At 51.8% G+C, this 18,585-nt stretch carries 18 protein-coding genes; 8 read left to right on the forward strand and 10 right to left on the reverse strand.

Translation table 11 applies throughout. From position 1 onward, the window contains the following. The first annotated feature begins 50 nt into the window (after positions 1-50). Positions 51-1,472, forward strand: coding sequence for an efflux transporter outer membrane subunit (locus BMW93_RS28780; protein WP_177194232.1), 1,422 nt, complete (start codon positions 51-53; stop codon positions 1,470-1,472). Positions 1,473-1,586: 114 nt separating this feature from the next. Here BMW93_RS28780 and BMW93_RS28785 read toward each other — a convergent pair whose 3' ends face one another. From BMW93_RS28785 to BMW93_RS28820, 8 genes are all read right to left on the reverse strand, one after another. Next, entirely contained in the window at positions 1,587-3,053 is a 1,467-nt protein-coding gene (locus BMW93_RS28785; protein WP_090384679.1) for a hypothetical protein, read from the reverse strand. Between the two features lie 142 nt (positions 3,054-3,195). Next, positions 3,196-3,876 (reverse strand): ribose-5-phosphate isomerase RpiA, encoded by a 681-nt coding sequence (rpiA, locus tag BMW93_RS28790; RefSeq protein WP_090384680.1) that lies wholly within the window; start codon positions 3,874-3,876, stop codon positions 3,196-3,198. A gap of 60 nt (positions 3,877-3,936) precedes the next feature. Further along, positions 3,937-4,269 (reverse strand): hypothetical protein, encoded by a 333-nt coding sequence (locus BMW93_RS28795; protein WP_090384683.1) that lies wholly within the window; start codon positions 4,267-4,269, stop codon positions 3,937-3,939. A 147-nt stretch (positions 4,270-4,416) separates the two neighbouring features. Beyond that, positions 4,417-5,481: an NADH:flavin oxidoreductase/NADH oxidase gene (locus tag BMW93_RS28800; protein ID WP_090384685.1), complete on the reverse strand. Its 1,065-nt coding sequence runs from the start codon at positions 5,479-5,481 to the stop codon at positions 4,417-4,419. A 94-nt stretch (positions 5,482-5,575) separates the two neighbouring features. Continuing rightward, positions 5,576-6,817, reverse strand: coding sequence for an RNA polymerase sigma factor (locus BMW93_RS28805; RefSeq protein WP_090384689.1), 1,242 nt, complete (start codon positions 6,815-6,817; stop codon positions 5,576-5,578). A gap of 66 nt (positions 6,818-6,883) precedes the next feature. Beyond that, the gene (locus BMW93_RS28810; RefSeq protein WP_090384692.1) at positions 6,884-7,219 is read right to left on the reverse strand and encodes a YciI family protein; all 336 of its coding nucleotides are present in this window, start codon (positions 7,217-7,219) and stop codon (positions 6,884-6,886) included. A 57-nt stretch (positions 7,220-7,276) separates the two neighbouring features. Next, on the reverse strand, positions 7,277-7,729 hold the full coding sequence (locus BMW93_RS28815) for a carboxymuconolactone decarboxylase family protein (protein ID WP_090384696.1): 453 nt from the start codon (positions 7,727-7,729) through the stop codon (positions 7,277-7,279). A 76-nt stretch (positions 7,730-7,805) separates the two neighbouring features. Continuing rightward, complete coding sequence (locus tag BMW93_RS28820) at positions 7,806-9,509, reverse strand: T9SS type A sorting domain-containing protein (RefSeq protein WP_090384699.1); 1,704 nt, start codon at positions 9,507-9,509, stop codon at positions 7,806-7,808. A 167-nt stretch (positions 9,510-9,676) separates the two neighbouring features. On the opposite strand from BMW93_RS28820, the gene BMW93_RS28825 reads away from it, so the two are divergent. Continuing rightward, the gene (locus BMW93_RS28825) at positions 9,677-10,114 is read left to right on the forward strand and encodes an Rrf2 family transcriptional regulator (RefSeq protein ID WP_090384829.1); all 438 of its coding nucleotides are present in this window, start codon (positions 9,677-9,679) and stop codon (positions 10,112-10,114) included. Positions 10,115-10,169: 55 nt separating this feature from the next. Next, positions 10,170-11,372 carry an NO-inducible flavohemoprotein gene (hmpA, locus tag BMW93_RS28830; RefSeq protein WP_090384702.1) on the forward strand — a complete coding sequence of 401 codons (1,203 nt, stop codon included), beginning with the start codon at positions 10,170-10,172 and terminating at the stop codon, positions 11,370-11,372. 1 nt (position 11,373) lies between these two features. On the opposite strand, the gene BMW93_RS28835 is transcribed toward hmpA, so the two are convergent. After that, entirely contained in the window at positions 11,374-11,772 is a 399-nt protein-coding gene (locus tag BMW93_RS28835) for a DoxX family protein (RefSeq protein ID WP_090384704.1), read from the reverse strand. Between the two features lie 123 nt (positions 11,773-11,895). Here BMW93_RS28835 and BMW93_RS28840 point away from each other — a divergent pair, with 123 nt between their 5' ends. Then, positions 11,896-12,234 carry a helix-turn-helix domain-containing protein gene (locus BMW93_RS28840; protein WP_090384706.1) on the forward strand — a complete coding sequence of 113 codons (339 nt, stop codon included), beginning with the start codon at positions 11,896-11,898 and terminating at the stop codon, positions 12,232-12,234. 3 nt (positions 12,235-12,237) lie between these two features. Here the strand turns inward: BMW93_RS28840 and BMW93_RS28845 are convergent, their stop codons facing one another. Beyond that, complete coding sequence (locus BMW93_RS28845; RefSeq protein ID WP_090384709.1) at positions 12,238-13,746, reverse strand: glycosyltransferase family 39 protein; 1,509 nt, start codon at positions 13,744-13,746, stop codon at positions 12,238-12,240. Positions 13,747-13,920: 174 nt separating this feature from the next. Here BMW93_RS28845 and BMW93_RS28850 point away from each other — a divergent pair, with 174 nt between their 5' ends. From BMW93_RS28850 to BMW93_RS28865, 4 genes are all read left to right on the forward strand, one after another. Next, entirely contained in the window at positions 13,921-16,272 is a 2,352-nt protein-coding gene (locus tag BMW93_RS28850) for an ABC transporter permease (protein ID WP_090384712.1), read from the forward strand. Between the two features lie 118 nt (positions 16,273-16,390). After that, positions 16,391-17,134 carry an NrtR DNA-binding winged helix domain-containing protein gene (locus BMW93_RS28855; RefSeq protein ID WP_090384715.1) on the forward strand — a complete coding sequence of 248 codons (744 nt, stop codon included), beginning with the start codon at positions 16,391-16,393 and terminating at the stop codon, positions 17,132-17,134. A gap of 98 nt (positions 17,135-17,232) precedes the next feature. Next, entirely contained in the window at positions 17,233-17,871 is a 639-nt protein-coding gene (locus BMW93_RS28860; protein WP_090384718.1) for a response regulator transcription factor, read from the forward strand. 54 nt (positions 17,872-17,925) lie between these two features. Then, positions 17,926-18,570: a response regulator transcription factor gene (locus tag BMW93_RS28865; RefSeq protein WP_090384720.1), complete on the forward strand. Its 645-nt coding sequence runs from the start codon at positions 17,926-17,928 to the stop codon at positions 18,568-18,570. The last annotated feature ends 15 nt before the right edge of the window (positions 18,571-18,585 follow it).

Below are 18,585 nucleotides of genomic sequence, written 5' to 3' on the forward strand. Positions count from 1 at the left end.
GCCCGCTTCCGTACCCAAAAGCGATGACTATTTTATTTAAGATTAACATCATGAAAAATACATTCAGATTAACGCAAATACCCGTTCTGATCCTGCTGGTAACCCTGCTCGCCTCTTGCAAGGTGAGCAAGGACTACCAGCGCCCGGAACTGGCACTGCCCACCGAATACCGCAATGTGCCTTACGGCGACACCGCCACCATTGCGGACATGGGCTGGAAGCAGTTCTTCCCCGACACCACGCTGCAACACCTCATCGAGCGCGGTATTAGTTACAACTACGACCTGCAAATCGCGCTGAAACGCATTGATATCGCGCAACAGCAGGTAAAACAGGCCAGATTACTGCAACTCCCCCGCCTCGACCTGCGCGTGGCCGGCACGTACAACCGCCCTTCGAACAACAGTTTGAACGGGCTCAGCGCGAGCAGCTTCCTCAAATCGAGCCATATCGAGAATTATATTGCCTCGGTGGATTTATCGTGGGAAGCGGATATCTGGGGCAAGATCCGCCGCCAGCAGCAAGCGACCATGGGCCAGTATCTGCAAACCTATGAGGCGACCAAAGCGGTTCAGACCCGTCTCGTGTCTGATATAGCAAAAGGGTTTTTCAATTTATTAATGCTGGACAAACAGCTCGAAGTGGCTAAACACAACCTCGAACTGAGCAATAATACCTTGAAACTGACCAACCTGCTCAAAGATGCCGGTGAAGTAACGTCGCTCTCGGTTCAGCAATCGGAGGCGCAACGCGAAGCCATTGCATTGCTCATCCCGCAGCTCGAACAGGACATTACCATTCAGGAAAATGCATTACAAATCCTGACCGGTCAAATGCCAAATGCCATTGATCGAAAAGTGAAACTTGCCGATTTTAAATCGAACGACAGCCTCGCTACCGGCGTACCGGCAGCATTGGTGAGCCGTCGTCCGGATGTGCGTGCGGCGGAAATGTCGGTGCTTGTTGCAAACGCGCAGTTGGGCGTGGCGCAGGCGAGCATGTATCCGTCGCTTATTATCTCGGCCAGCGGCGGTATCGAATCGTTCAAATCGAGTAACTGGTTTAATATCCCCGGTTCATTGTTCGGCATTGCGGCCGGTACCATTGCCCGTCCGATTTTTGCGAGACGTCAGCTGAAAACCAATCTGGAAGTAGCCAAAATCGAGCGCGAGCAATCCGTACTGGAATTCCGCCAATCGGTATTGAATGCAGTGGGCGAAGTTTCGAACTCACTCGTTCAGACCCAGAAACTGAAAGAGCAGGAAGCCATTGCGAGCAACCAGGTGAACATCCTGACACAGGCGATTTCCAATGCACAACTGCTGTACCAAAGCGACATGGCCAATTACCTCGAAGTGATCACCGCGCAAGGCAATGCATTGCAGGCCGAGCTCAACCTCGCATTCATCCGCAGCCAATCGCTCGTAGCGCGCGTAGACCTCTACCGCAGCCTCGGCGGCGGCTGGAAATAGATTCCAATCAGACCAAGCATGCACTATAAGTAGCGTCTTTGTTAAGTGTAGTAAGAACAAAAAGCCGTTGGACACGATCCGACGGCTTTTGTAATTATCAAGCACCCATTATTGTTATTCCCTATCGATGTTCACGGTCAGGTAATGCGGCCAGTTTTTTACCGCCGCGCCCAGCGCCACGCTGTTTCTTGCCTGCGCGGACTTATCGGACAAGTGATAATTGTAGCTTTTGAAAAGGTAATACGCCAATGCCCGGTTGTAGTCGTCGAGGCTGATGTCGGAGATCATTTCCAGCATTCTGACTTCCATTTCGACCCTGTTCGCGCTTTCGGAAAGCGACCGCCCCATTCTTCCCACCGATCCCAGGTAATGGTTTTCATTCGCATTACCCAGCCGGAACAACGTTCCCATCATCAGATCGGGCACATTGATATCCAGTACTTCCAGTTCCTTAATGTAGGTTTTCCGTCCCGCCCAGGCCCAACTGCCATCCGATACTCTCTGGAAATTGTCATTCATAATGTCGAGGTGCGCACGAAGGAAAACCTCCCATTTCACCGTGTGGGCCGACAACCGGGCGATGTTCAGCGCATGGTACCGCGGGCTTTCGTCCATGCTGCAACCGCCTATCACGATCCGGTCGCGTTTCAATTGTAAAGCGAGTTCCGGCGAATAGTACCGCTCGATATATTCTTCCAGCACGTCGTTATCGTTACCCATCTGCTTCGCTTCTTCAATGGCCTCCGCCAGCAACTGATTGAATTGTGCCGATGTTTTCCGAAGGCTATCCACACGGGCAATTCTCAATGACTCCCAGGCGTCGGCTGCCTTTGTAAAGACTTCTATTTCCTTGTCGGTCATGTCCTGCTTCCATCGCGGCCTTTTGGTCACATTGGAGATGTATTTTTGTAATGCATTGTCTTTGGGATGTACTTTGTATTTGAATGTATTTCCTGTTTGCACCGCATGTTTGGTAAAAATCTGGCCCGTGGTATCCACCAGGCAATCCACGTACTGAATCCAGCGGGCGTACTTTTCCGGGATCGGTTTTTGAGCAAAATCATCGATAAAGTAAAAGGCCTCGACCATACCCTCCCCGTACTTGTTGTACTGCGCTACCCACTTGCCGCGCACGCTGCCGATCGCGGCGGCGCTATCCCGCGGCAGCGTGATGGCATAATAGCCCTTACCATTCACATTGGAAAATGCCGTGACCGGCGACCGATCTTTGTAATCCACAGCGCCATATTTGATAATGAGCATTTCGTTGTCGACCACGGCCGTTGGGTACCTTGCCAGAAACGTATCGAAAGACAAGCCTGCATGCATATCCGCAAGCGCCACTTTCGCCTGCCGACCTTCGATCAAGACATAATGCGCCTTTGCCTGCGGTTGCGAAACAAACACCTTACTCAGGTCACAGACTTTGAATTTCAAATTGAGCGAATCGACAATGTGCTTCAACTTACCCACCGTCGCGTTGGAGTAGATCAGCCCGTTTTCGGAGAGTTTGAATTCCGAACGCTGGGCGAGGCTGGTAAGCGAGACCAGCAGAAGAGCGAAAATAAAGCGTGTTTTCATGGTAATGCCCGGTTTGTATTACCAAGAATAAGCGCTTTATTTTATATAATCAATATTTATATATAATTTATTTATATATCAGGCCAGGTATTTTAAAATTCCTAACTTCAAGTCATGTTAATCAAAAAGAATGCCAATCAATCTAACGCTTTTCAAACGTAACCGTCGCATCATCTACACCCATAATCACGGTCGTCGCGATATTGATAAACAATCCATGCTCAACGACGCCGACAATTTTGGTCAATTGCCCTGCTAATGTGGCCGGGTCTTGTATTAACCCGAAATCCCCGTCGATCAGCACATTCCCTTGCTCGGTAATCAATGGTTTGCCTTCGACAAAACGGATTTTGCCGGTTCCATTCAACTTTTTTATCTCAGCCAAAACATAGTTCTGCGCATAGGGAATCACTTCAACCGGCACCGTAAACTTGCCCAGGAACTCCACCTTCTTGGTTGAATCTGTAATAATGATTTCCTGCTTCGAAAGTGAAGCCACTACTTTCTCCTTTAACAGAAAACTCCCACCGCCTTTAATAAGCTGCAAATCGGTCGTAAACTCGTCCGCGCCATCGATCGTAATGTCGATAGCATCTACGTCTTCGATTTTGAGCAACGGGATATTCAGTGACTCAGCCAGTTCGCGGGTTTTTTCGGAAGTAGGTACTCCTTTGATATCCAGCCCATTCTTCACCAGTTCACCAATTTCAGCAATGGCAATATAGGCCGAGCTGCCGGAGCCAAGGCCGACGATCTGGCCATTTGAAAGGTATTTGACCGCTTCTTTGGCGGCTAGTGTTTTTTCGTGTTTGAGGTCTTTCATGAAAGCAAGTTAATAAATTCAAATAGTGTGACTATTCGATATCCGGCCTGTTCAAACTATTTATGGATTCACAAAAAATAATATCAGCAACGCTGTATCGGACAAAATCATCCAAATCACGCATATGAGCGAGGCGGCCTTTAATACACTCCCGGGCCTTTTATATAAGCGAAGATAAATCAGTGCTGGCGGAATAGTGAATGCAAGAGCCCATATCGCATAAGAATATACTACAAGATCAACCAACGCCTCCATCGCATCTAACACATGTTCGAACTCCCATCTTGCATATATCCACTGGCAGAGATAAAAGTTGCCCACCAGCATGAGTAAATGCATAGCAATGTAATCCCCCGCGCGAATGACTACATTCCTGGCAAATTGACTTTTCATAGCCTATATGATTTCCAGTTCAATCCTCGGTAAATCGAACAGCAGTTGAAATCCCCGCTTTCGACCCGTTAAACACAAACCGCACAGGCCTACCAATGCCCGCTAACACCCGGAACAGATCGATGGATTTACATGGTCAGGTTTAGTTCACCACTTCGCCCTTTCATACTGCACCGGCCACGCAACGCTTGCCTTCAAATCATGCGCCGCTTCCAGCGGAAAGTATGGATTCCGCAAAATCTCACGTGCCATAATGATCATATCCGCATCTTCATTCACGAGAATGGTCTCGGCTTGCAGGGAATTCGTGATCATACCCACAGTACCTGTCAGAATGCCGGTTTCCCGCTTGATGCGCGAGGCGAAGGGGAGCTGGTAAGCCGGGCCGACGGTGATCTGCTGGTGCGCAGCGAGGCCGCCGGAGGAGACGTCGATCAGGTCGATGCCCTTTTCTTTGAGCAGATGTGCGAGTTTTACGGCGTCGTCGGCCGTCCAGCCTCCTTCGGCCCAGTCGGTGGCGGAAATGCGGGTGAATAGTGGCAATTCGGCCGGCCATACGGTGCGGATGCCTTCGATAATGCGCAGCAACAGGCGGGTGCGATTTTCAAAACTGCCGCCGTATTCGTCGGTGCGGTGGTTGCTCAGGGGCGACAGGAACTGGTGCACGAGGTAGCCGTGTGCGGCGTGGATTTCGATCACTTTGAAACCGGCCTGCAATGCGCGACGCGCAGCGGCGGTAAAGTCGGAAACGATTTTATCGATGCCGGCCACGTCCAGCGCGAGCGGTTTGGGGTATGCATCCGAAAACGGGATAGCCGAGGCTGAGAACGTTTGCCAGCCACCCTGGTCCTGAGGCACTTCGGCGCGGCCTTTCCACGGAACGGCGGTGCTGGCCTTCCTGCCCGCGTGTGCGAGCTGCACGCCCGGTACGCACCCCTGCGCGCTGATGAACGCGGTGATTTGAGAGAGTTTTTCAATGTGTTCGTCCTTCCAGATGCCCAGGTCTTCGCCCGAAATGCGGCCTTCGGGCGATACGCCGGTCGCTTCCGTGATGATCAGGCCCGCTCCGCCCACGGCGCGACTGCCGAGGTGGACGAGGTGCCAGTCGTTCGCAAAACCATCGATGGCCGAATACTGGCACATGGGCGAAACGACGATCCGGTTTTTGAACTGGATATTTCTGATGGTAATCGGTGAAAACAGCTTTGACATATCGGGAACATTAGATTTGGCTAATATAGAAACTATTCCCACAGCCCGCCCGTTCCCGGCCAAAATGTCTTTTCCAATTCAATTCTCGTATAAATCAACCCACATTACCCTGCAACCGGGCAATGTTCCGGAACAGGATGGCCTTGTCGGACGCCGAATGCGCGAGTTTGATCGCCGTCTGGTAATGCGTAACGGCCTGTGCGTCATCGATGCCCGTGTAGAGATTGCCGAGCAGCGAATAGTAAAAATGGTTGTTAGTCAGGTTCAGATGTCCGGCCTCCGCGATTGCCGCTTCCTTACCACGCACTTTGGCGAGGGCATAAATGCGGTTCAATGCGGCAATGGGCGAGTATTCGATGGCCAGCAGATGGTCGTACAGATCCAGAATGCTTTCCCACTTGTCCCGCGAATCTTCCTTATGGGTATGCCAATAAGCGATGCCGGCTTCCAAATGGTACCGGCTCAGTTTTTCACCGGTGGAAGCACGGCTGAGGTAGTAGGTCCCGCGCTCGATGAGCTCCCGGTTCCAAAGCGATTCGTCCTGGTCTTCGTAGAGCACCATCTCACCGTTCTGGTTGGTACGCGCCTCGAACCGTGACGAATGGAAGCACATCAGCGAAAGCAATGCGCTAGCCTCGGGACGGTCGGTCAGGTCGCTTTCCACCAACAGGAAGTTGAGCCGCATCGCCTCCGCGCAGAGCTCCTTGCGCAAAGTCGTATTCTGCGAAATGGAATAGTAACCTTCGGAATAGAGTAAATAAATGGTGGTCAACACCGTTTCCAGCCGCTCGCCGATCTCGGTCACGCTTGGTTGCGCGATGCTGATCTTCCCCTCTTTCAGTTTCTCCTTCGCGCGCTGGATGCGCTTGTACACGACCTCCTTGTTCAGCAAAAAGGCATCCGCGATTTCCTGCACACCAAAACCACAAAGGAGGTTCAGCGCGAGCGCCACCTGCGAATCCGCCGGAACCAGCGGGTTGCAAACCGCGAAAATCATCGCCAACTGGCTGTCTGTGATGTTTTGGGGCGACATATCGATCTCTATTTCCTCCTCCTTGTCCGACGAATAGCGGATTTCCGACGCTACCTTCTGTTCGAATAGCGTGTTACGCTTTAAATGGTTCTTTGTGCGGTTTTTGGCGACGGTATAAAGCCACGCAACCGGGTTTTCGGGCACGCCCTTGATGGCCCAGGTTTCGGCCGCGGCCAAAAATGTATCGCTCGCAATATCTTCCGCGGTTTCAACGTGCTCGATACCGAAAAGATAGCAAAGCACGGCAACCAGCTTGCGGTATTCGGTCCTGAAAAGGTGGGGCAGCAATTCTTTTTCCTCCATGATAATAGGGCCCGACTTTCGCGATCGGGCCCCATAAAAATATCAAAAAGGATCAGCAAACTGCAATCAGAGCGCTTTCCGGATTTCCACTGTGCCGCCGAATTCGAGAATCGGCACGGCTTTGGCCAACTCGGCCGCCTCTTCATAATCCGCCGCGCGGATGATCACCGCTCCGCCGATCGTCTCTTTAATTTCAGCAAAAGGACCATTGAGCACGGTTTTCTGCGCATTCACGACCAGGCCTTCCCCATCCCACCTCCGCCGGAACACGATCCGGTCTTCCGCGGTCATCCTGTCGTACCAGGCGTGCCATTTCTCGAAATGCTCCTGTAATTGCTCGGGCGACGGCTGATTTTCCCTGTCCTTGAAATCGCGCCGGAATACCAATAAGAACTCGTCCATAAATGCGGTACTTTTTAGAATGTTTTGAATGCGAAAGCTAATCAGTTTTGGTCAAAATCAACCGAACTGGCCTACGCGGTAGGTTCCTACGCCGGCCGGGAATGCGATATTGATGCGGTTCCAGGCGTTGATCGCCGAAACAGCCATCGTCAGGTCGACGATCTCCTCTTCCGTCAATTGCGCGGATACCGCTTTGTACACCTCGTCGGTCACATGCAATGCATTAACGGCCTCGGCCCATGCCAAAGCAGCACGTTCACGATCGGTATAGTACGGTGCCTCGCGCCATGCGTTCAGGCCGTACAGGCGCTGCTCGGTTTCACCCATCGCACGCAGCTCTTTCGAATGCATGTCGAGGCAGTACGCGCACCCGTTAATCTGAGATATGCGGAAATCGACCAGCTCCACTAACTGGCGGCCGAGTGTTGATTTTTTGATATAGCTACCGAGTGCGAAAAGCGGCTTTACTGCATTTTGTCCTTTTTCAAAGAAATTAAGTCTGGCTTCCATTTTTTAAGAATTTTTTGAGTTAAAAAACCTAATGACAACCGACTTTACCGATCTGGACAAGACTTGAAAAAAATTTTCAGAAAATTTTCACGAAGCGCTCTTTCTGCACCGCACCGCCTTCCCGGATAATGTAAACCTGATAAATACCCGCAGCCAAATTCTTTACAGGAACCGCTTCGTTAACTTTACCCGACTCATACACCGTTTTTCCAGCCACATTAATAACCCGCAGCCGGGCAATGTCCTTGCTGTTTTCAATGAAGAGCACGTCCGAAGCCGGATTTGGATAAACAGCGACGGACATTTTGCCTTCAAATCTCACACTTGCAATCTGGCTGTAAGTATAGGAACCGTCGAGGTCTTTCATTTTGAGACGGTAATAATTCAATCCAACCGCAGGTGCGAGGTGTACCCATTGATAACGCAGCAATGCATTACTCTCACCTTTTGCATCCTTTTCGCCCGCTTTGGACCAGTTTACGGCATCGAGGCTGTGTTCAATGTCAAAAACAGCGCTGTTGCGTTCCTCTGCCGTCGACCATTGTAAAAGAGTACTGCTACCCTCCGCATTTGCCGTAAAATGAGCAAGGACCACCGGCAGCGCCGAACAGGAAATCTCTACCGCGGCCTGGCTCTCGCAGCCACTCCCGTTCCCGCTGATGGTCGCCTCGCCGGTGCTGGTAAAATCACATACGCCCGCAATCGCGCAGCTGGTCAGTTGGGCGTTATTCCGGATCACCAATCCGCCGATCGTCAGCGCGGCCGCCCTTCCGTTCGCGCCCGCGCGCCCGGCATTCGCACCCGTGCCCAGGCCCGAAAGGCTTTTCAGCCCCGCATTGTCGCTGATCTGTATCCATCCCACGTTGGTCAGGTTTTCCAACCCCGACAAGTCGGTCAGTTGCGCATTAATGCGTATGATAAAGTTGGATGCCGAAGTCAGGTTGTGCAATCCCGTCAGACTTGTGAGACCGTCGTTATCGCCCACAACCAGCCAATACACCGACCGCACGTTCTCCAATCCGGACAAGTCGGGCATCAGGTCGTTATTGCTGATATATGCTTCGCTTAAATAATTGAGGCTGGTAAGGCCGTGCAGGCTCCTCAGGTTCTTATTCGAAGTGATATTCATCTGATAGCTCACCGACGTCAGTGCCTCCAAACCCGAAAGGTCTGTCAACGCGTCGTTTTCCCCGATATTGATCCGGCTGACCGAGCTCAGACTACTCAACCCGTTCAGGCTCGCCAGGCTTTTGTTCGCACCTACCAGCAGAATATCGCTCACCGATTCCAGCTTCCCCAGGCCCGTCAGACTCGTTAGCGAATCATTGTTCATAATATAAAATGTGCCCGCATTGGTCAGGCTGTCCAGCCCTTTCAGGTTGACCAGTCCCATATTATAGCGGATATGCGTGGCACCCCAAACATATTTCAGCTTTTCCAGGCCGGTGAGGTCATTCAGCAAATTATTGGTGTATATCAATAAATGCTGCGCCGTGGTCAGGTTTTTCAATCCGTTTAGGCTCGAAAGCGCCGGGTTATTCTGGATCGTCAGCTTGCCGTTAATCGTTTCGATGTTCTGCAAGGGGCTGAGGTCGGTAATATCAGCACCCGAGAGCGTGATATCGCCATTAACCGTTTTGCAAGTGGAATTGAACGAATTGACCGCGGATTGCGAATTGAGGCGTAGGTCGGTGAAATTACATGTCTGAGCTTGGAGCGCCGTAAAAAGGAAAGCATTGAGCAGACAAGCCTGCAAAAACCTGCATAGAGCTGTTTTCATGAGTAGTAGTGATTAACGTTGAGTAATGGGCTGAATATAATCGATTTATACACACCCAAAATTAGTTTGCATTTATTTTTATTTAAATAAAAGATAAAAAACTCTTTTATTTAAAATCACCCTTTTATCTTTGTACCATGTAAGCGGCAATGCACCTGGACGAGCCAATGGGAATCTTTTCAAAAACATGTGAATATGCGATGCGGGCGGTGTTTTACATTGCTCAAAAGTCGGAAGAAGGCCAGAAGGTCGGCATCCGGGAAATCGCCTTGCATATCAATTCCCCCGAACCGTTCCTGGCGAAAATCCTGCAAAAGCTGAGCAAAGACGGGCTCATCCTGTCGTCGAAAGGCCCTAACGGAGGTTTTTACGTCGATTCGGGCGGGTTACAACGTCCCCTGGCCGACATTGTCCGGGCCATCGAGGGTGACAGCATCTTTACCGGCTGCGGAATGGGCCTCAGCTATTGTTCGGAGAGCAATCCGTGTCCATTGCACGAGGATTTCAAAAAGGTGAGAGGCCAGATCGTCGTCATGTTGCAAAACACTTTGATCGGCAAATTCAACGAAGGCCTCATCGCCGGGCAGCTTACTTTGAACAAATAATATTTTTTTACCTAAATAAAGGATAAAAATGTCTTTTATTTTAAACTTCCAAATCATGTCCCCCCTACAAAAAGAACTCGTAAAAGCCACGGTACCAGTCCTGAAAGAGCATGGCGTGCTGCTGACGACCCACTTTTACAACCGCATGTTCACGCATAACCCCGAGTTGAAACACCTTTTCAATATGGGTAACCAGCAAAACCAACGGCAGCAAACCGCCCTTGCAATGGCCGTGCTGGCATACGCGGAGCATATCGAAGACCCGTCGGTATTGCTGCCGGTGGTCGATACCATCGGGCACAAGCATGCGAGCCTGCATATCCGTCCGGAGCATTATGCGATCGTCGGCCGGCACCTCATCGCCTCCATTGCCGAAGTGCTCGGCGAAGGGGCCACTCCCGAGCTCCTCGATGCGTGGACCATCGCTTACAACCAACTCGCCGCATTGATGAGCGGCCACGAGCAAAAACTCTACGACGACAAAGTGAGCCTGCCCGGCGGCTGGTCGGGCTGGCGGCCGTTTGTGGTGCGTAAGAAAGTGAAAGAGTCGGAAGAGATTACCTCCTTTTACCTATACCCCGTCGATGGCGGTGCGGTAGCCGATTTCCAACCCGGCCAGTACATCAGCATCCGCCTCTTCCTGCCCGAAATCAACCTGCAACAGCCGCGGCAATACAGCCTGTCGAGCGCGCCGAACGGCGAATACTACCGCATTTCGGTGAAGCGTGAAGCCGGCAGCCAGCACCCCGACGGGATGATCAGCAACCGTCTCCACGATTTCGTCGAACCGGGCGACGTCGTCGACCTTTCCGCCCCATCCGGTAATTTCACGTTGCAGGCACAGGAAGGCAAGCCGCAGGTGTTTATCAGCGGCGGCGTGGGCCAGACGCCCCTCCTATCAATGCTCGAAGCCCTCGTACGCACAGACGCGACCGCGCCTATCACGTGGGTACACGGGTGCCGCAACGAGCAGGTACACGCGTTCAAGGCCGATTTGAATGCTATTTCCGAAGCGGTAGCCCATCTAGAAAAGCACTTTTTCTACGACTCCGCCGACCAACTTTCCGCCAACGAATACCTCGGCCGGGTATCGCTCGCCCAACTTCCCGCTGCAGTCCTGCATCCCGAAGCGAAATACTACATTTGCGGCCCGGGGCCATTCATCCGTCAGCATTACCGCTACCTCGTCGACCGCGGTGTCGACCGGTCGAATATCCATTTCGAGGAATTCGGGCCGCTGACTTTGTCGGTAAATTGAATTAGCAGAGGGAGGCAGCCCCCTCTTGCCTCCCCCACGCTACAAATGCGCCCAATGCGGCAAAAACCATGTTGAACGCAGGTGATTCGCCTCTCGAAAGGTGAAAAACCATGGCACAAACCATCAGCAAGACTACACCGGCAGCCGCGAAAAACGTTAATGCCGGACGGATATTCAATAATCCCGGCAGCATGAGCCCTAATCCGGCAAGCAAATCAATAACACCGGTGCATTTCACCAGCAGCGGCGGCACCTGCCCCGTCCAGGGCCACATCGCCGAAAGCGCTTCCGGCGTTTGGAACAATTTCATGTAAGCCGCCCACACGAGCGTGACCGACAACAATGCCTGCACGCCCCACAAGGCCGTGTGCAGCCATTTCGAAGATTTCCTGATCGACATAAGATGATGTTTGGTGAGAAAGCAAAAGTATTTACCTTCGCTATCCGTCCGATAGTACTTTCCCGTTTGGATAGTACTATCCGAATAGGTAGTAACGGAACCCGACATTCATCCAAACCTTAAATGCTGACAGGAAACGGCTGCCCCAAAACCGCATTATCGATCCGCGACGCGCTCGAAGCGCTGGAAGGGCGATGGAAATTGCTGATCCTTTTCGCGCTATCGTCCGGCCCGAAGCGGTTCAGGCAACTCTCCGCCGAAGTGACCGGCATTACCGACAAAATTTTGTCCAAAGAATTGAAAGCACTGGAAATGAACCAGTTGATCAACCGGCAGGTATTCGATACCTTTCCGCCGACCGTAGAATATTCCATCACCGAGCATGGTGCGTCGCTCGAAAAGGTGCTGGAAGAGCTGCATTACTGGGGACTGGCGCATCGGGCTAAGATTATTGGGGAGTAGAAGCTACCACCGCTCCTCCACAATCTCCTTCCTGATCCGCTCATTAATATCAACCCGCGCGTCTCGAAACACAAAAACCGTCGTCCCCCATTCTCTCGCGTAGCGGTTCGTTACCGAATCCGCAGCGAAACCGGTGGAGAACAGCGGCCCGGTTTCCTGCATTTCGTCCCCCTCATCGCCCCACGTTTTGACGCGGATCAGGTGCTTATATGGCTTTGAAAGGTCAAACCAGTTGATGTAATCCGCGTTGAAAGTCACGGCGCGGACGCCCGTTTTGGTATAATAATTAATGGCCCCGGCCTGGCCGTAGTTGTCGCAAAGTACCAGGGTGACGGCTTTGTCCGGCATCGAAAGATAGGCGGCATCCACTTTTTCCGCCAATTCGCGCCAGCCGAGCATATCGGCGAAATCCTGGGGCAACTGATGGTCTTTGCCATCCTCCCAACGCAGCATTCCCAGCTTTCGGTAAGGCTCCGGGTTGGCGATGATCTGTTCCGGCGTTTTGTTGGGGAATGCAACCTGAAACAGCGGAATGAACAACACGACAGGAATTAGCACAAACAATGCCCGCAACCACGCCGCACCGACTTTTTCACCCACATAAACAGCCCCGAACGCGATGTAAACCGGGTAAATGCCAATGGCATAATAGCCCTTCGCGCGCAGGTAGGTAAAGACGGCCAGGGTAATGACGATGGAGAAAAAGAATAACCTGTACGGTGAAAACGGCTTGTAAACGAGCAGTCCGTAGAGCCCCGCCACGATCACGAACAATGCGCCCATGAAATAGAGGATTTGCTCTTTCAGAAAATCCACGCGGTTCACGTTCACGAGCTGGGTTTCGGCCAGCAGTTTCATGTGGTGGAAAACCGGGAAGTTGTTCTGGTACTGCCAGATCAGGTTGGGCGAAACGAGCAACAATGCGAACAAGAGGGCCAGATAAACGTGCTTGTTCAGCAGCAGGCTGCGCTGCGGCGTCAGTAAAATAGCGGGCAGCAAGCCCACCACGGCGAATGCGATGTTGTATTTATTTAAAAACCCAACGGCCAATACCGCTGCAAAACCGTAAAGCCAACGCCGGTTCCGGGAATGGATATAGCTGATCAGGAAAAAATAGAGCGTCGTCCAGCAAAGTACATCGAGCGAATTGGGTTGAAAAAGCTGATTTAACCTTAATAAAACCGAAAATAAGGTACACGTAGCGGCCAACACGCACGCATACAGACTCCCGCCCAACCTTTCTACGCTTTTCCAAACGACCAGGATCGTAAGCGCCCCGAATAGCGCCGGAAAGAACCGGACTACCCATTCTCCATTGCCCAATGAGCTGATAATCCACGCGATCCACGAAGTTACCGGCGGCACCGACAGGAAGCCCCAGGCCAGGTGTTTCGCCTGGTCGAGATGCAGGTATTCGTCGCGGTGGAGATCGTAGCCGGGGATAATGAGGAAGTATTGCAGCAGGAATTTCAGGACGATAAAGGTCAGCAGCAGGGCGGTTCTCCGATTCATAGGGGCTAGTGATGGTTTTTGTCCGCCCGCTTACGGCGTATGTCCGAAATTGAACATAGCAGTTTGTTCAGGCAAATGTTAAGTTGATGATTTACAACTAATTAATTTAATAATACAAAATGGAACGTGTTTTTAGTCAATTCTAATGCGCTAATCGTCATAACCCGGCCTGACATGCTTCAAAACTACTTCAACATCGCCATCCGCAGCCTGCTGAAAAACAAGCTATTCTCATTCATCAATATTTTCGGCCTTGCCCTGGGTATGGCCTGCAGCCTGCTGATCTGGCTTTGGGTCAAAGATGAATTGTCGTTCAACCGCTTCTATCCCGGCCTTTCGGATATTTACTATATACGCGGCGCCTATGACGAACGCGGACAGACCGGCGTGGGCGACGTTACCCCGGGACCCTGGCAGGAAACGCTGGAAAAAAACGTCGCCGACGTCAAAGCCATTACCAAAATTACATTTGAGCGCGAGCTACTCGTCCAGGTTGGGGAAAAATCGACGAAAGAAACGGGTATTTATGCAACCAACGACTTTTTCAAGGTATTTCAAACCCCCTTCATCGAAGGATCGGCAAGTAAGGCAATCGAACAGCCTACTTCCATTGCGATCTCCCGCAAGATGGCGGAGAAATTCTTCGGGAAAAGCAGCGCGATCGGCAAAACACTGAAACTGAACAATGCCTCGAACATGATCGTCAGCGCCGTGTTCGAAGATATCCCTCATAACTCGACCGTCCGCTTCAATTGGATCGTCAATTTCAAAGCGCAGGAAGCCGACTGGATGAAATGGTGGGGTAATTTCAGCTTCAAGACCTATGCATTGCTGGCCCCCGGCGCTGATCCGGTGAAGACCGAAAAGATAATGCGGCAAGTCATCAAAAAAGCGGCGCCGAAACAGCTCACGTCCTTCCCGCTGCTGCAAAAAATGGCCGACACCTACTTATACACCGAATATGCCAATCTGAAACCTTCCGGCGGCCGGATCGAGTATGTACATATCTTTTCCGTGGTGGCTGTCTTCATACTGCTGATCGCCTGCGTGAACTTTATGAACCTCGCCACCGCCCGCTCGCTCAAACGCGCACGTGAAGTGGGTGTTCGCAAGGTAGTAGGTGCCGAAAAGAAATTCCTGATTATGCAATTCCTTGGTGAATCGCTGATCGTGAGCGCGCTCGCTTCGGTGCTTGCGTCATTGCTGGTAGTGATCGCCCTGCCGGTATTTAATGAGATCGTTGTGAAAAACATCGAACTGGACTGGACCGACCCCTACCTGTGGGGTTCCATTGCCGCCCTGACCGTCATTACCGGCATCGTCGCAGGCAGCTACCCGGCGCTTTACCTCTCGGGCATGCAGCCTGTCCGGATACTGAAAGGCAAGCTTACTTTTTCGAACAGCAGCCTCCATTTACGGAAAGGCCTGGTGGTGTTCCAGTTCGGGCTGTCCATTTTCCTGATCGTCGGTACGCTGGTGATCGGCAACCAGATGGATTACATTCAGAGCAAACGGCTTGGTCTCGACCACGATAATGTCGTGTACATTCCACTGGAAGGCGAACTGGGCAACCGCCTGGAACCATTCCGCCAGGAAATCCTCGCATCGCCGACTATCTCGGCAGCCACGACCGTCGGTGAGATACCGACCAATATTTACGGCAACTCGGGCGACCTGGATTGGACCGGCCGCGACCCGGGTACGGACAATACCGTGTATGCAACGTTTGTAGGCTATGATTTTACCAAAACGATGAATATCCGCATGGCCGGCGGCCGCGATTTCTCGAAAGAATTCGCTGCCGATACCACCAATTACATCATCAACGAGGCTGCCGCACGGATGATGAAGATGGAAGATCCCGTGGGAAAACAAGTGAAGTTCTGGATGGGCAAAGGTACTATCGTCGGCGTGATGAAAGACTTTCACATCGCTTCTTTCCACAGTGCGATCAAGCCCCTGATACTCGTCCACTACAAAGGGCTCAATACGGAGCATATGATGATCCGGATCAAGGCCGGCCAGACCTCCCGGGCATTGGCGCATATCGAACAGATCACCCATTCTTTCAATCCGAACTACCCGTTCACTTACCATTTTCTCGACGAATCTTTTGAGCAAATGTACCGCTCGGAGCTGATCGTCAGCACTCTCATCCGTTATTTCGGGATCATGGCCATTGTGATTTCCTGCCTAGGGCTGCTCGGGCTGGCTGCGTTCACAGCGGAGCAGCGCACGAAAGAAATCGGTATCAGAAAGGTGCTCGGCGCAAACGTCGCCAATGTGGTAACGCTTTTATCACGCGATTTTATCAAACTGGTGTTGCTCGCCATCGTGCTGGCCACACCGCCTGCCTGGTATGTCATGGACCGCTGGCTGAGCGACTTCGTGTATCACACCGAACTTTCCTGGCAGATATTCCTGCTCGCCGGGCTGATCGCCACAGGCATTGCATTGCTGACGGTAAGCTTTCAGAGTATCAAAGCCGCATTGACAGATCCGGTCAAATCACTCAAAACGGAATAGCGGCACAAAACAACGGAATGCTGTAATTTTCTCTTCATTTGGTTAGGTTGTTTGAATTAATGACTTTCCAGTTTACCCGGGCCTGAGACCTGGGGCAAACCGGGATAAGAAACCAGATATGCATTCACCGAGTGAACAGGATTACATACAGCAGCTTTCCATCGACTGCGTCATTTTCGGCTACCAGGATTCGCAGCTCAGCGTGCTAGTGCCGAAACTGAACTTCCGGGGCGATTTCTGGGCTTTGCCGAGTGGTTTTATTTATCAGAATGAAGGCATTGACCAGGCAGCGAGACGCATTCTGGAAGATCGCACGGGCATAAAGGACATTTACCTCGAACAGTTCAGGGTTTTCGGTGACGCGTCGCGGTCGAATAGACGCTTTCTCGAACGGCTCATCGAGCTGAACGAGGATACCCTGGGCGACAAGCGGTTCAACCGCAAGGAGTTCGACTGGATTACGCGGCGGTTCGTTTCGATCGGCTATTACGCATTGGTGGACATTAATAAAGTCGTTCCGCAAAAGACCGAGCTCGACGAGTCCATCGCCTGGTACCCGGTCCGCGATTTGCCGCAGATGATCATGGATCATCACGAAATAGTGAAATCCGCTTTGGAAACGCTGCAACTGAATCTCGACCAGAAACTGATCGCATTCAACCTCCTCCCCGAGACTTTTACCATGCGAGAGGTGCAGGAGCTTTACGAATCGATCTTCGACCGGGCATTTGCGCGAAATAATTTCCAGAAAAAAATCCTCGACCTGAATGTGCTCGAACGGCTGGAAAAGAAGTTTACCGGGGCCGCCAACAAGGCGCCGTTCCTCTACCGGTTCCGGAACGAGGGTGTGGACGCCGGGTAATGTGGCTGCAAAGCCACAAACAGGTCGGCGGAGAGCCACTGTAAATCACGGGTAAGCAGGGGATATTTGCATCATCAATAACAGATGGCCCCGTGAAAATGAAACCTGAGAGCACCCTGAAAGTATTAGTATTCGATTTACACCCCATTTCCCGCAAAGGAATCCGGCTGCTGCTGGACACCATGGACCTGCGCATGAAAGTGACCGAGGCCGGGCGCGTGCGCCAGTTCTACAAATTGGCCACTACCCAGCGCTTCGACCTCATATTGCTGAGCATGAATGACGTAGAAGGCCTAAACAACGAACTGATTATCAATATCCTTCCAAAGACGGCCGTACTTTACACCGAAGAAGGCGCTGAAAACGCAATGGACCTGATGGCCCTCGGCGGCGGCGCATGCATGTCGAAGAAATGTACCGACGCCGCATTACGGGAAGGCATTTCGGCCGTGCTGCAACAGCGACGTTACGTGTGCGCGACTACCCAGGCGCACGTCAATGCCGAGTACTGGCGGTTCAGGGCGATCCGGAACGGGGCAGGCAGCTATCGCCCGCGCGTACGCCAACTCACCAGCCGCGAGTCGGAAGTAGCGTCATTGCTGAAAACAGGCCTGAAAACAGGCGAGATCGCCGACCGTCTCAATATTCAGCACAGCACTGTGAGCACGCTGAAAGCACGTGCATTCCGCAAACTTTCGGTGACCAATCTCGTGCAAGCCATTCAGACCCTGGACTAACGTATACCAAATACCGGATTACCGGCACGCATTTCGCAGACCTTACCCATAGCCATGCTCCACGTCATTTTGTACGACTCCCATCCAATCATTCTCAGGGGGCTTAAAGAGTTTTTCAAAAACCTCGGAAACGAGTTTACATTCTTTGAAACCCATACCGTGAGCGGTGTTTCGAAGTATCTTGCAAGCCATAAAATCGACCTGGTCGTAGCCGGTGTGAACGAAAAGACGGGAATAGATACCAGGATCATACAGAAGCACAGTGCCATCCCGTGGGTGATCATGTATAATGACAATCTTTACAAAAAAGCATTGTCGCTGGTACTTTCCGGGGCGAGCGCGTGCATTTCCAAGGGGTGCCACGACAAGGAAACAGAAAAATGCCTGCGGGAGGTACTGGCCTCGCGGAGGTACCTCTGCGAAAGCACGCTGGAAAAGTTTGGGTACGAGTTCCTTTTCGACCCTGTCAACCAGGCACAAATCCGTAACTTCCTCAAATACAACCTGCATAGAAAACCCAACAAGCTCTCGCCCCGCGAGCAGCAAGTGGCCAACCTGCTGATCACCGGCATGAAAACGTCGGAGATCGCCATGGCACTGAATGTCCGGCACAGCACGGTCAGCACGATCAAGCGGACGGTTATGTTGAAGAAAAATGTGATCAACATCGTCGAACTGGCCTCCGTTTTGTCAAATTAATAGCCCTGTTTTTGT

The organism is Dyadobacter sp. SG02, assembly GCF_900109045.1.
Taxonomy (GTDB): Bacteria; Bacteroidota; Bacteroidia; order Cytophagales; family Spirosomataceae; genus Dyadobacter.